Source organism: Granulicella tundricola MP5ACTX9, from assembly GCF_000178975.2.
GTDB classification, from domain to species: Bacteria; Acidobacteriota; Terriglobia; order Terriglobales; family Acidobacteriaceae; genus Edaphobacter; species Edaphobacter tundricola.
Genome location: NC_015064.1, coordinates 3,801,738 through 3,820,132, shown reverse-complemented (window position 1 = coordinate 3,820,132; position 18,395 = coordinate 3,801,738). Strand labels below are relative to the sequence as shown.

At 58.9% G+C, this 18,395-nt stretch carries 12 protein-coding genes and 1 pseudogene; 9 read left to right on the top strand and 4 right to left on the bottom strand.

Going from position 1 to position 18,395, the window contains the following annotated elements:
• The first annotated feature begins 13 nt into the window (after positions 1-13).
• From ACIX9_RS24915 to ACIX9_RS16530, 4 genes and pseudogenes are all read left to right on the top strand, one after another.
• A complete protein-coding gene (locus tag ACIX9_RS24915; RefSeq protein WP_083808473.1) occupies positions 14-223 on the top strand; it encodes a helix-turn-helix domain-containing protein in 210 nt (69 codons plus the stop codon).
• Positions 220-354, top strand: a pseudogene (locus tag ACIX9_RS27770) (helix-turn-helix domain-containing protein); the annotation flags it as partial. The gene ACIX9_RS24915 and the pseudogene ACIX9_RS27770, both read left to right, overlap by 4 nt.
• Before the next feature lie 67 nt (positions 355-421).
• Positions 422-1,594 (top strand): tyrosine-type recombinase/integrase, encoded by a 1,173-nt coding sequence (locus tag ACIX9_RS16535; protein ID WP_013581640.1) that lies wholly within the window; start codon positions 422-424, stop codon positions 1,592-1,594.
• Positions 1,595-1,913: 319 nt separating this feature from the next.
• Positions 1,914-5,492 carry an alpha-mannosidase gene (locus tag ACIX9_RS16530; protein ID WP_232298740.1) on the top strand — a complete coding sequence of 1,193 codons (3,579 nt, stop codon included), beginning with the start codon at positions 1,914-1,916 and terminating at the stop codon, positions 5,490-5,492.
• A gap of 123 nt (positions 5,493-5,615) precedes the next feature.
• Here ACIX9_RS16530 and ACIX9_RS16525 read toward each other — a convergent pair whose 3' ends face one another.
• Positions 5,616-8,264, bottom strand: coding sequence for an ABC transporter permease (locus ACIX9_RS16525; RefSeq protein ID WP_013581638.1), 2,649 nt, complete (start codon positions 8,262-8,264; stop codon positions 5,616-5,618).
• Positions 8,265-8,276: 12 nt separating this feature from the next.
• On the bottom strand, positions 8,277-8,603 hold the full coding sequence (locus ACIX9_RS16520; RefSeq protein WP_013581637.1) for a PadR family transcriptional regulator: 327 nt from the start codon (positions 8,601-8,603) through the stop codon (positions 8,277-8,279).
• A gap of 223 nt (positions 8,604-8,826) precedes the next feature.
• Between ACIX9_RS16520 and ACIX9_RS16515 the strand changes: the two genes are divergently transcribed.
• From ACIX9_RS16515 to ACIX9_RS16495, 5 genes are all read left to right on the top strand, one after another.
• Positions 8,827-9,528, top strand: coding sequence for a response regulator transcription factor (locus ACIX9_RS16515; RefSeq protein ID WP_013581636.1), 702 nt, complete (start codon positions 8,827-8,829; stop codon positions 9,526-9,528).
• Positions 9,529-9,590: 62 nt separating this feature from the next.
• A complete protein-coding gene (locus tag ACIX9_RS16510; protein WP_232298739.1) occupies positions 9,591-10,958 on the top strand; it encodes a HAMP domain-containing sensor histidine kinase in 1,368 nt (455 codons plus the stop codon).
• Positions 10,959-11,248: 290 nt separating this feature from the next.
• The gene (locus ACIX9_RS24015) at positions 11,249-11,971 is read left to right on the top strand and encodes a response regulator transcription factor (RefSeq protein ID WP_013581634.1); all 723 of its coding nucleotides are present in this window, start codon (positions 11,249-11,251) and stop codon (positions 11,969-11,971) included.
• 490 nt (positions 11,972-12,461) lie between these two features.
• Positions 12,462-13,970 (top strand): tetratricopeptide repeat protein, encoded by a 1,509-nt coding sequence (locus tag ACIX9_RS16500; RefSeq protein ID WP_013581633.1) that lies wholly within the window; start codon positions 12,462-12,464, stop codon positions 13,968-13,970.
• A gap of 33 nt (positions 13,971-14,003) precedes the next feature.
• Entirely contained in the window at positions 14,004-14,969 is a 966-nt protein-coding gene (locus tag ACIX9_RS16495; protein ID WP_013581632.1) for an EamA family transporter, read from the top strand.
• A gap of 40 nt (positions 14,970-15,009) precedes the next feature.
• Here the strand turns inward: ACIX9_RS16495 and ACIX9_RS16490 are convergent, their stop codons facing one another.
• Entirely contained in the window at positions 15,010-16,683 is a 1,674-nt protein-coding gene (locus ACIX9_RS16490; RefSeq protein WP_013581631.1) for an Asp-tRNA(Asn)/Glu-tRNA(Gln) amidotransferase GatCAB subunit A, read from the bottom strand.
• Positions 16,684-16,756: 73 nt separating this feature from the next.
• On the bottom strand, positions 16,757-18,205 hold the full coding sequence (locus ACIX9_RS16485; RefSeq protein WP_232298738.1) for an amidase: 1,449 nt from the start codon (positions 18,203-18,205) through the stop codon (positions 16,757-16,759).
• Between the last annotated feature and the right edge of the window lie 190 nt (positions 18,206-18,395).

The following is an 18,395-nucleotide window of genomic DNA, read 5'->3' as shown; positions in this document are numbered from 1 at the left end:
TGCAAGGTGTGCCATGGCTGAAATCATCAATCCGGAACCACTTGTAGATGCGGCGGAGGCAGCTCGCTTTCTGGGCGTCTCCGTCACTCATATCCGCAGATTGGCTGCGGGTGGACGTATCGTCGGTGTCGACTATGGAGTCGGTTCCAGGCGCTTCTGGCGATTCCGTCTTTCCGAGCTCGCCCTCCCCGTCGAAACGATACAAATCGGAGACCGACCATGAGGCGTCCCGCTGTCATCACGCTGCAACAGGTAGCGCAGGAGCTTCAAATCTCTGAGCGCACCGTCTACCGGCGGGTGAAGGACGGCAGCATTCCCGCGTTCAAGATGGGGTGTTTGTGGCGCTGTCCGGTGTCTTACATCGACAACCTCCGCGGCGAGGTCCCCGGATCCTCGCATACACTGTCCTCCGGTGATCTAAATGAAGAGAAAACGTCGTTATCAGCAGGGAACGCTTTCGAAGTCCAAGACGGCAGAGGGGATATGCTGGTTCATCCGCTTCGTGGACACGACGCCGGGAAACCCGAAGCGCCCACGACTTCCGGTCGGACTGCTGGCGAAGTACCCAACGGAAGCGAGCGCCAGCCGCGCCGCCCAAGTGATCCGGGACCAATTCAATGACAGTCCCGACCCGCTGCTCGCCGACCGTCGCACCTTCGGCGACCTGATCGACAGATACCTCTTGGAAGAGATCCCGGAGCGGCATTCGACCCGCCGCGGCTACGAGAAGTTGATCCGGTGCCATATCCGGCCGCGTTGGGGCGAGGTCCCGATTGCATCCGTCAAAGCGCAGGAGGTGCGCACCTGGCTCCGTGAGTTGGCCGTCACGCGCAAGAAAGGCGATGTACCGATCTCCTCGCCGGCGAGCGGCCGTTACAAAGGCCACGTCCATAACATGATGCGGCTGCTGTTTCGCTTCGGAATGCTCTGGGAGTGGGTGCCAAACCAGACGAACCCAATGTCTCTATTCTCCCTGGAGGGCTCAACAAAGCGCGAGGAGCAGCCCGGCAACCTGACGGAGGCCCAGTTCCACCTTATCCTTGCGAAGATCGTAGACCCAGGTTTCCGCGTGATGGTGATGGCGGCGATGTGCCTCGGGCTGCGGGTGAGCGAGCTGCTGGCGCTGAAGTGGGAGGACTTCGACTTTGAGCTCGAGCTCGTTCGAATCCAGAGAGCCGTCGTTGAAGGCAAGGTCGGGAACGTGAAAACGATCCATTCGAAGAAGCCGCTTCCGCTCGATCCGCTGCTGGCCGGCGCATTCAGGACCTGGCGTGCTGCCTCGCAATTCAACGAAGACGACGACTGGGTGTTCCCCACGGCCGCCGGCGAGCGTCCCTATGCCGCCTCAGCCATCCAAACCCGCGTTCTGATTCCCGTCGGTAAAGCGATCGGCCTCGAATTTTCGCTAGGCTGGCACACGTTCCGTCATTCCTACAAGACGTGGATGGACATCAAGCAGGTGCCCATGACAGTACAGAGAGACCTTATGAGGCATGCTGATGTGCGCACCACCATGCAGGTCTACGGGGATGTCCGGATGGAGGAGCTGCGTGGCGCCAACAGCGATGTCGTTCGGAGAGTGATCGTCAATTAGAACGGCCGGGCTTTCCGTCAGCGCCCAAAGATAAGTCGTTTCCGTGGGCAGATTTTGGGCAGATAGTTGGCAGGCCGGTTCCGAGGGTGTCGCTAAGTGGCTGATATTGCAAGCGGTGGCACCCGCTGTCATATCGAAACGGGGGTTCGAATCCCCCACTCTCCGCCATACCTTTTCGATCCCCCCTAAAACCTGACAGCGAATATGCAGATCCTAGTGCGAATGGCCTAGGAGTCTGACGGTGGCCTTTTGTTATTCTTGGGCTGTAATCCCGCCATGGATGTTGCCGTGGGCAAACGAGATTACACGTGAGGTACTTGTGTCCAGCTTCCGCCTGAATCCTTTGTTTACGACCAGCGCTGTCATCGCTTTCTTGTCTGTTATGCCGGGCGCTCTGGCGCAGACCACGCCTGCCCCCGACATCACCAAGCAGCCCACTCTCTACGTGGTGCCCTACGCCCACCTGGATACGCAGTGGCGGTGGGAGTTTCCGCAGGTGATCAGCGAATATCTGCTCAAGACCATGCGCGTCAACTTCGACTACATGGACAAGTATCCGCACTATGTCTTCAACTGGTCGGGCTCGAATCGCTATCGCCTGATGAAGGAGTATTTCCCGGCGGACTATGCCCGGTTGAAAGGCTACGTCGCCAAGGGACAGTGGTTCCCCGCCGGTTCTTCTGTCGAAGAAGGGGACGTGAACCTGCCCAGCGCGGAATCGATCTTCCGCCAGGTCCTGTATGGAAACACCTTCTACCGGAGCGAGTTCGGAAAGGCCAGCGCGGAGTACATGCTGCCGGACTGTTTCGGCTTTCCTGCGTCGCTACCCACGATCCTGGCCGCGTCTGGAGTCAAGGGTTTCTCCACGCAGAAGCTGAATGCAGCCTGGCAGCCGGCCCCGAAGATCGGCGGGCCAAACTCTCCTGAGAAGACGCCTGAAGGCATCCCGTTCAACGTGGGTCTGTGGACCGGACCTGATGGCGAAACTGTTTTGGCCGCGCTCAATCCCGGCAGCTACAACGGTGGGATCAACTCGGATCTCAGCAAGTCCCCGACACAGGTCCCAGCGCCCGTTGCGTCCAATGGGCGCAGACGGCGTACTGAGGTGGACTGGCCGAGCAGAATCGATATCGACGGCAAGGCTACTGGCGTGTTCGCCGACTATCACTACGTCGGTACGGGAGATATTGGCGGCGCGGCCAATGAAGAGTCGATCAAGCTTCTGGAGGCCATGGTCACCGGAGGGGAAGCTGTCATTCCTGCGACGCCCGTGTCTGCCTCTGGCGGAGCGGCGGGAGAGATCGTGACAGCCGGCACACCCGTACGCATGGGCAACGGTCCCGTCAAAGTCATCTCCGCGACCGCCGACCAGATGTTCCTGGACATCAAGCCGGAGATGCAGTCCAGGATGCCTAACTACCAGGGAGACTTGGAGCTCATCAACCACTCCGCGGGATCGTTGACCTCGCAGGCGTATCACAAGGGCTGGAACCGCAAGAATGAACTGCTTGCGGATGCTGCCGAGAAGGCCTCCGTCGCAGCCGCGTGGATGGGTGGACGGGCATACCCGCAGAAGCAGCTTAACGATGCATGGACGCTCGTCATGGGCGGGCAGTTCCATGACACCGGCGCGGGCACTGCAACGCCACGATCCTATGAGTTCGCCCAGAACGATGACGTCATCGCTGCCAACCAGTTTGGCGATGTGCTGACCAGTGCCACGCAGTCGATTGCCTCCTCGCTGGATACGCAGGTGACCGGAACGCCGGTGCTGGTGTACAACCCGCTCAATCTTGAGCGCGAAGATGTCGTGGAAGCAATGGTCGCGGGCGACTTCTCCAAGGGAGTGGCTGTCTTCGGGTCCGACGGCAAGCAGGTTCCGGCCCAGGTGCAAAACGGCAAGATCCTCTTCCTGGCGAAGGTCCCTTCAGTCGGCTATGCCGTCTACGATGTTCGCCATGGTCAGAAGCCAGCGAGTTCGCAGGCTTTGAACGTGACTGAATCCGGCCTTGAGAATGCTCGTTATAAGGTCACCATCAATGCAGCCGGCGACGTTAGCAGCATCTTCGATAAATCCATCCAGAAGGAGCTGCTTGCCAGCCCCATGCGCCTGGCGATCAACAACGATGCGCCAAAGCAATGGCCTGCATGGAACATGGACTTCGACCAGGAGCAGGCTGCTCCCCGCGCTTATATCGGCGGTTCCGTCAAGGCACGCATCGTCGAAAACGGTCCTGCACGGGTTGCGTTGGAGGTCACGCGTGAAGGAGAGGGATCGAAGTTCGTGCAGACCGTCCGTCTCTCCGCTGGCGACGCGGGCAATCGCGTCGAGTTCTCTGAATCCATTGACTGGCGCTCACTCTCCGCAAACGTCAAAGCTGTCTTCCCGCTCACTTCAGCCAACAAGCTCGCCACCTATAACTGGGAGGTCGGCACCATTCAACGTCCTGCCGCCTTCGACCGCCAGTTTGAGGTCGCGTCGCATCACTGGATCGATCAGACCGATACGTCCGGCAGCTATGGTGCAACCATCCTGACCGGCGTCAAGAATGGCTCCGACAAGCGGGATGACAGCACCCTCCGTCTCACCCTCCTGCGTTCGCCTGGCGAAGCGTCCGAGATGAAGGGCGGCTACGCGGATCAGTTCAACCAGGACTGGGGCCATCACGAGATCGTCTTCGGCCTTGCAGGTCATGCCGGGGACTGGCGTCAGGCTCACACGGATTGGCATGCTTATCGGCTTAGCACTCCTCTGATCGCCTTCAACACGGAGAAACACGCCGGCCCACTTGGACATAGCTTCTCGCTTCTCACCGTCAACAACCCTGCGATTCGCGTGCTCGCGCTCAAGAAATCAGAGTTGAGCGACGAGGTCATCGTACGTCTTGTGGAGCTTGACGGCAAAGCGGCTGACAAGGTGGCGGTGAAATTCTCCGGGCCACTTCAGGCAGCCCGTGAGGTCAATGGTCAGGAGCTTCCGCTTGGTGCGGCCAGCGTTGTGGATGGCGCACTTGAGACCTCCTTCAAGCCCTACCAGCCCCGCACCTTCGCACTCAAGCTCGGCGCTCCCGCCGCGCATGGGACCAGCATCGCCTCGCAACCCGTGGCGCTCCAGTATGACCTTGCAGTAGCGAGCAACGACGACACCAAGACATCCGGTGGGTTCGATAAGCAGGGCGACGCGATTCCAGCCGAGATGCTTCCGTCGGAACTCACGCTCGATGGAGTCCGCTTTGCCCTCGCTCCGGCCGCAACCGGCAAGCCCAACGCGGTTATAGCCAAGGGCCAGTCCGTCGAACTGCCGAAGGGCAAGTTCAACAAGGTCTATATTCTTGCAGCCTCCGCAGGGGGAGACCAGACTGCGACGTTCAAGGTTGGCAAGACTCCAACGAGCCTCACGGTCGAAGACTGGGGCGGCTTCATCGGCCAGTGGGATACGCGAGTCTGGAAGCCAAGACCTGACTCGGTCATGGAAGGTGGTGGCACTAACGAACCGGCCGAACATCCCGTTCCCCTTCGCAACGACTTCGCCACCTCCGCCAACCACCCGACATGGGATGTCAAAAAATCCGGTTCGCCGGACTGGGCACCCGACTTCCCGAAAGACTATGTCGGTCTCCGGCCCGGTTTCATCAAGCCTGCGACCCTGGCGTGGTATGCCTCGCATCATCACAACGCAGAGGGCTTGAACGTTCCGTATCAGTACAGCTACCTCTTCGTCTACGCCTTGGATCTTGCTCCCGATGCGAAGACCATCACGCTTCCGCAGAACGCCAGCCTGCGGATCATGGGGATCTCTGTCGCGGAGACAGAGCCCAATGTGACACCCGCTCAGCCGCTCTTTGACACCCTGGGTAGGACCACCAACGACGGCAAACTCGAAGCCTTCAAGCAGTAGTCTGAGCAAGGGTTCGAGGATGTTTGAGCAGTACAGACAAAAGCTACGCATCGTGACGATGCGTAGCTTTTGTCGTTATCGATCAAGCTCAGTTGCGTGGAGACCAGGTATTCGAGGCTGCTGTCACTCCGCCCGCAGCGCATCCACCGGATTCACGGAAGCTGCCCGGTGTGCCGGTAGCCAGCTTGCCATCATCGCTGAAACGCCGAGTACCAATGCCACACCAAGGAGGGTCCCGGCATCCCACGCCTGCGTTCCAAACAGCAGCTTTCTGCCGAGAACCGCCGTCCCCACGGAGCACACCAGTCCGGCAAGCAGCCCCGTTACAATCAGTCTTGCGGCTTCCTTTAAGATGAGCCTCGACACAGAACTCCGTGCGGCCCCTAACGCCATCCGTACACCAATCTCCTTGGTCCTTTGGCTGACTGAATACGCAACCACGCCATAAAGACCGACTACACTCAGGATCAACGCCAGCCCTGCAAATCCGCCCACCAGCCACGCCGCGGACCGGTGCAGATACGCCGCGGGCGACTCGTTGATCTTCGCCGTCATCGTCGTCTCTTCCGAGACTCCGATCCCCGGGTTGATCTCACGTGCCGTCGCGACCAGCGTGAGCAGCAGAGCCTTCTCATCAGCCGCCGTGCGAACGACCATCGTCATATAGGTATCGGGAGCCTGATTGAAGGGATCGTAGATTGCCGGCCAGATCTCCTGATCCAATCCAGCCTCTCGCACATCATCCACAATCCCGACGATCTCCTTGATTGAAGTCGGCGTCAATTGCGTGTCGCCAATTCGCTTGCCGATCGGGTCTTCGCCGGGATAGTACTTTCTCGCCAGCGCCTTGTTGATGAGCACGACATTCGGCTTCGTCGCGTCTTCCGCATCCGTAAAGAAGCGCCCGCGAATAAGCTTCACCCCCAGCGTGCTCAGGTACGTCCCACTGACCTCCCGCTGGTTCACCTCATTGTGTTTGCCGTCGTAGGGCCTGCCCACAAATCGAATCCAATCCGTGTTGCCATTTCCGCTCAGCACAAGCATGCTGGTCAGCCCGACAGACTTCACCCCAGGCAAAGCGCTGAAGCGATTCATGATCTCCTGCGCCTCCGCGCGCTGCTTATCGTCATTGTCATACTGCTTCCTGGGCAGTACCAATTGCAGCGTAGCCACATGGTCCGGCTCGAATCCCAGATCCACATGCAGCAAGCGAAAGAAGCTTTTACCCAGGAGCCCTGCTCCCACCAGCAGCACCACCGCAATTGCCAACTCCAGCGCCACCAGGTTCGCTCCGAACCTCCGCCAGATCGTTCCTGAGCTGCCCCTGCCGCCTTCAGAAATTCCTCCGCGCAAGCCGCCTCCTGCAACCACGAGGCGCAGCAGTGGCGTCGCCGAAAAGAGCGTTGCGCTTATGCCACACACTGCCGCCGCAAACGCCAGTACATGCAGGTTCAACCCCAGTCCCGCCAGGTACGGCATACCCAGCAGCATGTTCCTCGGGATAAGCCGCAACAGCAGTTGTACCGCCAGGTAGGCCGTACCCAGCCCCAGAGCTCCGCCCGCCAGGACCAGCAACAGGCCCTCAATCACGAACTGCCGCAGCAGCCGGCCACGCGAAGCCCCAAGCGCACTCCGCAGTGAAACCTCTCGCCGCCGACTCTCCGACCGCACCCGCAGCAGGCTCGCAACGTTCACGCATGCGATCACCAGCAGCAGAGCGGCCCCGCCAAGCAGCGCCAGCAGAATTGGGCGTATGTCGCCTACGAAGGCCTCAGAGAGCGAGATCACGCTTGCCCCCTGGCCGCGGTTTGAGTCCGGATACTGCCGCTCGAGATTCGTGGCGATCCCCTCGAATTCGCGGCGCGCCTGTGCCTCCGTCACTCCGTCTTTCAGGCGTCCGATCCCCTTCAGACTGTGGCAACTCCGGCGCTTCTCACAACTGGAGTTCACCGTCACCTGCAGCGGCAGCCAGAACTCCGCGTTCCCGTGCGGCACAAACTGAAAGGTCTCTGGAAGCACTCCGATGATGATGACCGGATCATCCGTCAAAGTGACGGTCTGCCCCACCACGTCGCTGCGCCCGCCAAACCTTCTCTGCCAGGTTCCGTAGCTCAGCAGCGCTATACGGGGCGCCTCCGGCTTATCTTCACCTGCATTGAAACTCCGCCCGAGCAGCGGCTTTACGCCCAGCGTCTTGAAGAAGCCCGCGCTGACATACTCTGCCGAAACCGGCTCCGCGCCGCTCCCCACGCCGAGCAGAAAGCCGGTCGACCGGTAGACGTCGAACGCCTGCAGGTCCGTGTCGGCGCGCTTCCAATCCAGGAAGTCCGGATAGGACAGGTTGGCGCGTCCGAAGATCGGCGCCGTCTCAGTGACTTCCATCAGCCGGGTCGGCTGTTCATACGGCAGCGGCTTGATCAACGCCGCATCCACGAACGCAAACAGGGCCACACTCGCGCCGATCCCCAACGCGAGCACGAGAATCGCCGTGACCGCAAAGCCCGGATTCTTAACCAGTTGGCGCATCGCAAAGCGCGCGTCATGCCCAACGCTTTCTATCACCAGCACTACATCCTCGCCAAGCACCCGCTCCTTGGTCGCAATCCTGTTCCCAAAGCGGATCTCTGCGTCACGACGCGCCTCAACCGGCGACATGCCCGCGGCGAGGTTATCGTCGACCCGCATCTCGATATGCGATCGCAGTTCGTCATCGATCTCACTTGCTACCTTCGACCTTGACAAGAGGTTCCCCAAACGGCGCATCATCGACATGAAGACCTCCTCTTATGCGTACTGCATGATGGCGCGAACGCCTTTGACCAGGTGCTCAAAGCTCTTCTCCGCTTCACGCAACTGGGTCTTACCCGCCGGGGTCAGCTTGTAGTACTTAGCCTTCCGGTTCGTTGCCGTCAGTCCCCACTCTGAGCGAATCCATCCGCTCTGCTCCATCCGGTGCAGCGCGGGGTAGAGCGAGCCCTCTTCCACCCGCAGCAACTCCTCCGAGGCCCGCTGGATATGCACCACGATCCCGTAACCGTGCAGCGCACCCATCTGTGACAACGTCTTCAACACCAGCAGATCCAGGGTTCCCTGCAGATCGTTCTTCGCCATTTCAAACCTCTCCGGCCAATACCTAGACAACTTGGTCTTAGCGGTAAACTTACCCCTAGTTGCCTAGGCATGTCAATGCATTTCATCGTCCTTAGTTGCTGGGCCTTGGAGTTACAACGGCAAGTCTGTTTCTGACATCTTCCTGACGTTTGTGGGTTGAGCCACGGGGATCATTGCGTTCTCCTGAGAAAAAGTCGGATCATAGGCGTGAGGAAGTCTTTTCATGCCGGGATCTCAGAGCGAGCGCATCCTCGTCGTCGAAGACGAACGCAAGATCTCTGAGGCGGTCACGGCAGGTCTGAAGAGCGCCGGCTATGAGGTTCTTGCTGCTCGAACGGTGGAAGACGGCTTGTTCCTTCTTCATAGTCAGCATCCGGACATGATCGTGCTCGACTTGGGGCTGCCGGGAATGTCTGGAATGGAGATGCTGCGGCAGTTGCGCGCGATGGGCATCATGATTCCCGTCCTCATCCTGACCTCAAATAATTCGCTCGATGATCGGGTGGCCGCCTTGGATTTGGGTGCGGATGATTTTCTGCTGAAGCCGTTTTCGACCGCTGAGTTGAACGCGCGGATGAGGGCAATTTCAAGACGTGGCAGACCAACCCAGGTGGCGCAGCTTTCCGTCGCGGATCTAGAGATCAATCTTGAAACGAGGACCGTGGTGCGTGGTGGCATGCAGCTTGAACTGACGGCGCGGGAGTTCGATCTCATCGTTTACTTTGTGGGGAATCGCGGCCGCACGGTGTCTCGCGAGATGCTTGCACGGGATGTGTGGCATGAGACGTCCCGCTTTACGCCGATCGATAACGTGATCGACGTGCAGATCACGCGGCTTCGCCGGAAGCTGGATGATCCATTTCCGCAGAAGCTGCTTCGCACCGTTCGTGGCGTGGGTTTCATCCTTGGCGAGGCGGACGCATGATGCAGTGGAACCTGAATGAGCTACGGCCAAAGAAGCTTCGGACGCGCCTTACGTTGTGGTACATGGGCGTTCTGACGCTGGTACTCCTCGTTTACCTGGCGGTCGTGTACATCTTCCAGTATGGTCTTCTGACCAGCCAGATCTATCATGATGAGGTTCAGGACGTAGAGACCGTAGAGGGCCTGCTCCGGTTCGATAGCCAGGGCGAACTGGTGCTGGATCAGAGCTATCATTCACACCCGCAATCCCATCTTCTGGCTGACCGGTTGATGGAGGTACGGGACTTCACCGGAACCGTTCTATACCGGACGGACACATTGCATGGCATGACCCTGGGCAAGGTCACGCAGACTGAGGATGAGGGCGATAGCTCCTTCAACGAGCGGACCGTGCGCCTGGCTGATGGGACGCGGGTCCTGGTGATCAGTCACCGACATCCGGTCCAGGGTCGCATGCTTCTGATCAGGCTGGGCTATAGCCTGTCTCCCCTCATGAGCCGAATGAGGAACTTCCTCTTCGCGCTGATCCTCGCTCTTCCATTGGCGCTGGTGTGTGCGGGGTTCGCGGGCTACACGATCGTGCGCAAGTCGTTGGCACCGCTGGATGCAATGGCTTCCCGTGCCGAGCAGATCACAGCGTATGAACTGAGCGGACGGCTGGAGGTGGAAAATCGTCAGGACGAACTGGGGCGGGTCGCTGTGGTTTTCAACTCGCTGCTGGAGCGGCTGGAGCGGTCATTCACGCAACTGCAGCGCTTCACGGCCGATGCAGCGCATGAGCTGCGGACACCCCTTTCTTCCATCAGGGTGGTGGGCGAGAGTGCGCTGCGTGGCGATCAGTCAGCGGCTCTGTACCGGGAGACGATTGGCAGCATGCTGGAGGAGACGCTTCGCCTCAACCAGACGGTGGAAGGGCTGCTGCTAATCTCAAGAGCGGAAGCGGGTGAGATTCGGCTGGAGCTGACTTCGTTTTCTGTGCACGATTTGATCGGGGACCTTCTCTCAATTCTCGATGTCCTGCTGGAAGAGAACGAGTTGATCGTCAAGGAACATACCCTTGAGCCGTCCCGGATGATGGTTCTGGCGGACCGCACGTTTCTCCGCACCTGCTTGCTGAACGTCCTGCACAATGCAGCGAAGTTCTCGCCTTTGGGGGGAACGATCACGATCTCGTATGCACACGTCGAGAAGCATTCTCGTCCGTTCCTGCGGGTCTCTATTCTCGATGAAGGTGTGGGTCTGTCTCCCGATCATCGGGAAAAGGTCTTTGAGCGTTTCTTTCGTGTGAGAGACAGTAGCTTGCCAGTCGGTGATGGCGCGGGCCTGGGACTGGCCATCGCGCGACTCGCCATTGAGGCGAACTCAGGAGCGATCTACTTCGATCCGACTGAAGCGCAGGGTGCCCTATGTCAGATCGAAATCCCGGTTTAGACCGGGGCGCGGAACGTCTTTGGCGGGAAACTGCAATTCTGACAAATTCATGAATTCTTCACAGTGAAGGCTAGGCACATGTGGCATTCACGTACGATTCGATTGCTGTACAAGCCGTTCGAACATATGCACCAGCCTCCAAGACGGGGTACTGCGCATCGTTCATTCAATCGAAGTTGTCGTACGGCGTTGGAGAACCATGACGAAGTCACTGAAACTCCCTACCGTAGTTGCCTTCATGTGGCCGGTGTCGGCAGGAGGGTCGACCCATTCATAAGCGAGTCCTGATTGTGCATGGGCGTGGCGGCCCGTCGATTTCGGTCCGTGAGGCTTGTAAGACGGGGGCCTACGATACGACGTTGATCGAAGGCTGCCTCTCTCTGCTCCAGCACGCGATCGACGATAAGCCTTCCCTCATCCTTTTCGATGTGGAGGTCTGGAAGGGGCCTGTCGAGGAGGCGCTCTGCCGTCTGGGTGAACTGCGGGCAGCGCGTTTCATTCGCAAGGTCATCCTTACGTCTCACTCTGACCTGGACGATAAGGTGGACGCACTGGAGGCAGGTGCGGACGACTTCCTGGAAAAGCCTATCTCGACTCGCGAACTCATCGCCAGGATTGACGCCGTACTCCGGTCCTCCGTGTGCATGGCTGCCGAAGAAGAGGAGGTACATGCCCTGGGCGACCTGCTGCTCTACCGTGAAGGCATGGAAGTCTCTCTGGGTGAAAAGCGTAAGAGGCTCAGCCCGACGGAGTTTCATCTTCTTGCCTACCTGATGGACCAGGCGGGCCATGTTCTGAGCCGGGATGAGCTGCTTGAAAATATCTGGTTCCCGCGCGCGGAGATTGAGGAACGCAGGGTGGTCGACGTATACATCTGGCGGCTCCGAGAGAAGATTGAGGCGGACCCTTCCCACCCCCGCAGGCTGCTGACGAAACGTGGCAGCGGCTATCTTCTGGTTGATCCGCAAGCGCAGGGTGCCGCGGCCGAAGTAAGTGATGCTGAGCTTGGGTAAAGCTCTTCACGCTCAACAAGCGGCTTAGGGGCTTTGGGGGTGGCCCGGTTTGGGGGAGTAGCTCCAAAACCGGGACCGTGTGCGCCTACGCTAAGCCTATCCATCGATTCATTTCGCTGTTGAAATAAGTTCGCCTCTTGACGGTAGACAAAGCTTTCGATAAGGTTTAAGCATCCAGTAACTCACCAATACACCAGGTTTCGCCGTTCATCAGTTGCCGGCGAATTTCTCGCCGACGCCGTAGGAACCAGCGAAGCTGCATGAGAGGCGTTACGATGCCGCATATCTCGTCAGATGATCTTGGCCGCTATTTGAAGCAGGTTGGCGTAATGAACGCCTCGACTCCTGGAAGGAGATAGCCGAGTTTTTTCGGCGCGAGGTAAGGACCGTTCAGTTATGGGAGAAGCGCGAGGGCCTGCCGATCCGCCGGCAGCAGCACACCAAGCTGGGCAGCGTGTATGCGTTTCGACGAGAGCTGGAGCAGTGGTGGGTGGGACGCTCCGCGTCAAATGAGGAATCTCAGGCGACGAAGAAGGCTGATCGGGAATCGGCGGTGGAGACGCTGGCTCCATTGTCGTTGCCTGCCAATGTCCTTCGTATCCTTCCTCTGCCGTTTGAAGTAATTCACAACGCAGGGGAGCGTAACCAGATTCGCCAGGCGATGGCGGCCTTTGCGGATGAGCTGCGTGACGAGATCACGGTGGTGCTGGCTCAATCGAATCTTGGCCCAGTGATCGTCTCCGCGCGCTCACTTCCTTCGCCAGGGACAGGCAGCTTTAGTCTTCTGAAGACGGTGGCGCGAGAGTTTGAAGCAAGCTTACTGCTGCGCGTTACGTTGCGTTATACAGGGACTGCGACGCGCATCTTCATGCAGATGCTGGATGGCGAAGATCTGAAATCGATATGGTCTCATCGGCTTGACCGAGAGAGTACGGCCAGGAGTTCCACGCTGACGTGGTTTCCGGTCACGGCCCTGGCGGATGCTGTTCGGGAGCATGCAGGCCGGCGGCGCGGCGCGGCAACTCAGCCTGCGGCGGATAAAGACTCTCTGTCGCTCAGTGCTTATAACCTGGGCGTTCACTATTGGAACCAACGTAGCCGGACGACGTTGCCGAAGGCGCTGACTTACTTTGAGGATGCCGTTGCGCTTAACCCCAACTGTGCGGAGGCTTATGCGGGATTGGCGAATGCCTATGTCTCTGTCTCGTTCAACGATCTGATTCCGCCACGCGACGCGGCGTTGAAGGCCTATGAGGCTGTGCAGAAGGCGGTGAAGCTGAATAAAGATTCGCTGCCGGTCCGCACCGCATTGGTCAATGTGCTGACAAACTGTACCTGGGACTGGGCGCGCGCAGAACAGGAGTGTAGAGCGTCGGTTGAAGCGGGAGTGATGGATGCGAGGATGATCCAGCTCTATTCCAGCCTGGTGGGTTGCCAAGGGCGACATGAAGAGGCGTTGAGCCTGGCGATGCATGCCCTGCGGTTGGATCCGGAGATTCCTGCCTCGCACAGCCAGATTGCACAGGCATATCTCTATGCCGGGGACTATGCCAATGCCCTGAACTCCGCGAAGAAGTACCTGATGGTGCGGCCGGATTTTGCCACGGCGCACGCCCTGCTGACGCGGATTCTGGCGGTCTCCGGCGACTGGGATGGGGCTCTGACCGAGTGCCAGACCGCGGTCGAGATCTCAGGCCGCTCTCCATCGAGCCTGGCTTTGATGGCTTATGTGCAGGCGGGCCGCGGGGATGTGCAGGCTGCGAATTCCATGCTCGATCTTCTGCGGACAGAGGTCACGGGAGACTTCTTCCCATCCTATGAAGTGTCGGCGGTCCACGCAGCGTTGAAGCAGGAAGGGCAGGCGATTGAGCAGCTCTACACTGCATGCCGGCAGCGAGACATGAAGACGATTCACATGAACTACGATCCGAGATTCGAGCACCTTCGGACGCTGCCGGCTTTTCAGGAATTGGCGACGATCCAGACTCAGATCATGTAAGTCACTCACCAGCCCGATGCAATGGGAGACGCCATGAAGATCAATATGCCGCCGAGAAAAGTTGCAGCCTACGCAGCGGTCTACTTGTTTTGGGGTGGGTCGTTCCTGGCGATTCGCAACGTGGTTCACATTGTTCCGCCGTTCTTTGCTGCAGCGATGCGATATGCGATCAGTGGGCCGATTCTTCTATTCCTCAGCTTCTATGTGAGGAAGGAGGCGCGTCCCACGCGCCGCCAGATCATGAACTGCCTGATGACCGGGGTGATTACATTTAGTCTGGGTTACTCGGTCGTGTTCTGGGCGGAGACGCGTCTGACCTCATGGCTGGTTGCGGTGCTGACAGCAACGACCTTTCTCTGGACCTACCTGGGTGAGTGCTTATTGCTTCGCACCGAGCGTCTTAGTAAGAAAATGTTGCTGCCATTGCTCCTGGGGTTGGCAGGAATGCCACTGCTCTGTGGTGCAAGCTTTCATCAGGGAAAGATGTGGTCCTTGCTGGCAATCCTGGCGGTCTTGTTGGGGGCGGTCACCTCAGCCGGTGGAGTGCTGCTGATCAAACGGCTTGAGATGCCACCTTCTTTTTTGCAGACTGCCGGGTTTCAGTTGATCTTCGCAGGGCTGACGCTGTTTATGTTCTCTGGGGCGCTCGGCGAATTGAAGCGCTTGCCGCCCGTTTCTCAATTCTTCAGCTATCGATTATTGACCGGGATGGCCTATCTGGTGTTCTGCGGATCAATCATTGCGTTTACTTCTTTCCAGTGGCTGCTGAAGCATGACAAAGCGACGCTGGCTTCCACGACGACCTATGCGCATCCGATCGTGGCTATGGTCGTGGGGATTGTCTTTGCGCATGAACAGCGATCGTTCACGCAGTTGCTTGGCGCCTTTGGACTGCTGGGAAGTGTGGCAGCGGTCTGGTACGTGCAGGCTAACTTTTCGCCGCCGGAGCCGGTGGACTACGATGCGAGATTTGAGGCTGATCTGCAAACGTCCTCTTAGAAGGCAGACCGGGTTGATCCGATCTGCCTTCTTGTCGAGCCTACTTCGCGTCTACACCGGGCTTAGCTTCCGGCATGATCTTGGCCTCTGAGCTTCCAGACTCGATGATGGGCGGAACGACGGTGGATGCGTTGAGGAACGGCAGTTTCTTATGCCACTGCGTGGCCTGTTGATAGGCATAAGCGAGCGCCAGGACCTTTCCTTCCGTGAAGTGCGGGCCTGCAATCATCAAGCCAATGGGCATACCGCTTTCCGTGAAGCCACAGGGCAAGGAGATGGCGGGGATGCCGTATGCGTCAAAGGGTGCGGTGTTGGTGCAGCCGCCTCCTGGAGCGAACCAGTCGTAGACTTTGCCGTTGACCCCTTCAAGCCTTGAGCCGGAGGATGCAGGAGCCTTTGAGAGTTTTGTTTCATTGGCTAGTGAATCATTGATGGTGGGAGCCAGATTCCGTGTCGTGGGGACGACGACGAGGTCAAAGTCCTTGAAGGACGCGTCGATCATACGACGGGTCGTGAGTAGCTTCTGGTGGGCTCGTGCGTCGTCGGCCGCTGTGGCGACCTTGGCACCCGGTGTGGGGTTTTCCATGCGTTCGAAGCGTGTGCGCGTGGGCAGCATATAGTTCAAGCCGTAACGCTCGATGAGGTCATGATGGTAGAACTCGGAGTCTCCAGGTGCTCCGCCGGGAAGCTCAGACCAGAGGGGTGCGCTGGAGGTGACGCCCGCAGTGAGGCTGGTCAGGACTTCGAGTGCGGCTTTGATGGCCTTCTCGATCTCTGGTTCCACATGATCGTAGAACGACTGCGGTGTTCCGAGCCGGAAGCCCTTCACGGGTTGCGTCATCTCTTTGACGTAGTCGGCCGGTGTGCTGGGCACGCTGAAGATGTCCAGACTGTCGTAGCCGGCCATCTGCGTGAGCATGAGGGCGACGTCTTCCACCGTTCGAGCCATGGGGCCACAGTGATCGAGATCCGCAGAGCAGGGAATGATGCCGCGAATCGAAACCAGACCGATCGTCGGCTTAAGCCCTACGATGCCGCACCATGCAGACGGACAGCGAATGCTGCCGCCGGTGTCGGTGCCCAATGCCCCATAGGCCAGCGTGGCCGAGACTGCCGCGCCTGATCCAGCCGATGAGCCGCCGGTTACATATGCGAGATTCCAGGGATTGCGAGAGGGGCCAAAGTAGGAGATATCGCCGGTACAGCCCAGCGCAAACTCGTGCAGGTTGAGCTTGCCCAGGATGATCGCTCCGGCAAGCTTGAGCTTGCGGACGATCTCCGCATCTTCAGTGGGGACGCGGTCTTTGAACATAGGGCTGGCCGCAGTCGTCCTGGTGCCGGCAGTATCGATATTGTCTTTAAGAGAGATGGGAATGCCGTGAAGGGGACCGCGGAACTTGCCGGCCTTCTGCTCTGCGTCAAGCGTCGCGGCCTGCGCCAGAGCTTCCTTACCCATGACGGTGATATAGCAATTCAGCTTCGGATTGAGCAGGTTGATGCGATCCAGCAGCGCCTTCACCAACTCCGTGGAGGTGATGGTCTTCATGTGGATCATGCCGGAGACCTCGGTCAATGTCATTGCCGTGAGCTTATCCGGGTCCGGTGTATTGGCCATGGCGGCCATGCTGATTCTGGGCCACGCTGCTGAGAACGTCTCTGCGACCAGTGCAGTACCACACATGAAGTTGAACCCACGACGCGTCAGCTTGGTCATCCTGTGTTTCTCCTTTTCAAATCAAAACGGGATAGGTCAAAAGTAAATGAGGCAACGCTTATCCAGCCGGTTGTTACAGGTGAGTGATCAAGGGCGGCACGACGGTGTCCGGCGTGATGGGCGGTTTCATCGTGTGCCAGGCGGTCGCCTGCTCGTACGCATGAGCCAGGGCCAAAACCTTGGACTCCGAAAAGTGTGGCCCACAAATCATCAGGCCCACTGGCAAACCTTCCTTACTGAAGCCGCAAGGAACCGTTAGTGACGGGATTCCGTAGGCGTTATAGGCTCCAACGCTTGATCCTCCGCCAGCAGTGCTCGACGAGGTTAAGGGGGTTGTTGTTGGCTGGAGATTGCGGCGAAGCATATCGTCAAGGACGGGCGCAGTAACCTTTTGCGTGGGCATCAAGACGAGATCGAAGTCGGTGAAGGCATCGTCAATCGTCCTGCGAAGCGTCTCCAACTCCCAGCGAAGACGGATGTAGTCTTCGGCTCGCGGATGGGTGGCTTCCTCGGCCTCCAGGCGCCGGCGATCGACAGGTTGATAGCGGTTACTTTGTAGCTTGAAGAACTGTTCATGGTAGGCGAAGGTCTCACCCATGCTGGCGAAGTTCTGATAAGCCACATCATTGGTCGATGGAAGGCTGACCTCCTTCACGCCTCTGGTCAGGGTCGCAAGCAGTTCAATGGCAGTGTGCACCAGTTGGCCAACCTGGGGATCGACGCCGTCAAAGGCACCGATGGGAATCCCCAGCCGCAGGCCTTTGATGGGCTGCTTCATGCCTGCGACATAATCTTCCTTGGCGTGTTCGACACTGGTGATATCGAGGTGATCGTAGCCTGCGAGCACATTCAGCATCATGGCAGCGTCTTCGACCGTGCGCGTGATGGGACCGCAGTGATCGAGCGAAACACAAAGTGGGGCGATGCCTCTGATGGGAACGAGACCGTAGGTCGGCTTGATCCCGACCACTCCGCAGAAGGCACCAGGGTTGCGGATGGAGCCGGCAGTGTCTGTCCCCAATGACCCGTAGCAGAGATCGGCGGACATGGCCGCGCCGGAGCCGGAGGAGGAGCCGCCGGTGTTGTGATCGAGCGCCCAGGGGTTTCGCGCGGCGCCGAAGAAGGACGCTTCGCCAGCGCCCATGGCAAACTCATGGAGATTGGTCTTGCCGATGATGACTGCGCCCGCAGCCTTGAGGCGCGTCGTAACAGGCGCATCTTCAGCAGGAACACGATCCTGGAAGACTCCGCTGGCGGCCGTAGTACGTGTGCCGGCGGTGTCGATATTGTCCTTGAGTGCGACCGGGATACCGTGCAGAGGCCCGCGCAGTTTGCCAGCCTTCTGCTCTGCGTCAAGTATTGCGGCCTGTGCGAGTGCCTTGTCCCGCATGACCGTGATAAAGGCATCCAGCTTTGGGTCGTAGATGGCGATGCGATCGAGGCATGCCTTGGTGAGTTGCGTGGAGGTCACGGTCCCTGCGTGGATTCTGGCGCTGGCTTCTGCCAGGGTCAGCTTGGTCAAGTCAGTTTCAGCGGGATCGGATGCATGTGCGCGTGGGGAGTTGAGAAAAGCTTGCGTTGCAAAGAGTGCGGTGGCGGCTCCCCAGGAAAACTCTCGCCGTGTCAGCGACTTCATCGTGTCGTACCTCAGGCTGCTTGGAGTTTGGACTGTCGATCTGGAGTGAGTGCTGAGATTGCAAGCTCAACATAGA

What these genes read in the sequence shown, in the direction of transcription:
- ACIX9_RS24915 (WP_083808473.1), top strand. Translation starts at nt 14, where the DNA reads ATGGCTGAAATCATCAATCCGGAACCACTTGTAGATGCGGCGGAGGCA.
- ACIX9_RS16535 (WP_013581640.1), top strand. Translation starts at nt 422, where the DNA reads ATGAAGAGAAAACGTCGTTATCAGCAGGGAACGCTTTCGAAGTCCAAG.
- ACIX9_RS16525 (WP_013581638.1), bottom strand. Translation starts at nt 8,264, where the DNA reads ATGTCGATGATGCGCCGTTTGGGGAACCTCTTGTCAAGGTCGAAGGTA.
- ACIX9_RS16520 (WP_013581637.1), bottom strand. Translation starts at nt 8,603, where the DNA reads ATGGCGAAGAACGATCTGCAGGGAACCCTGGATCTGCTGGTGTTGAAG.
- ACIX9_RS16515 (WP_013581636.1), top strand. Translation starts at nt 8,827, where the DNA reads ATGCCGGGATCTCAGAGCGAGCGCATCCTCGTCGTCGAAGACGAACGC.
- ACIX9_RS16510 (WP_232298739.1), top strand. Translation starts at nt 9,591, where the DNA reads ATGGGCGTTCTGACGCTGGTACTCCTCGTTTACCTGGCGGTCGTGTAC.
- ACIX9_RS16495 (WP_013581632.1), top strand. Translation starts at nt 14,004, where the DNA reads ATGAAGATCAATATGCCGCCGAGAAAAGTTGCAGCCTACGCAGCGGTC.
- ACIX9_RS16490 (WP_013581631.1), bottom strand. Translation starts at nt 16,683, where the DNA reads ATGACCAAGCTGACGCGTCGTGGGTTCAACTTCATGTGTGGTACTGCA.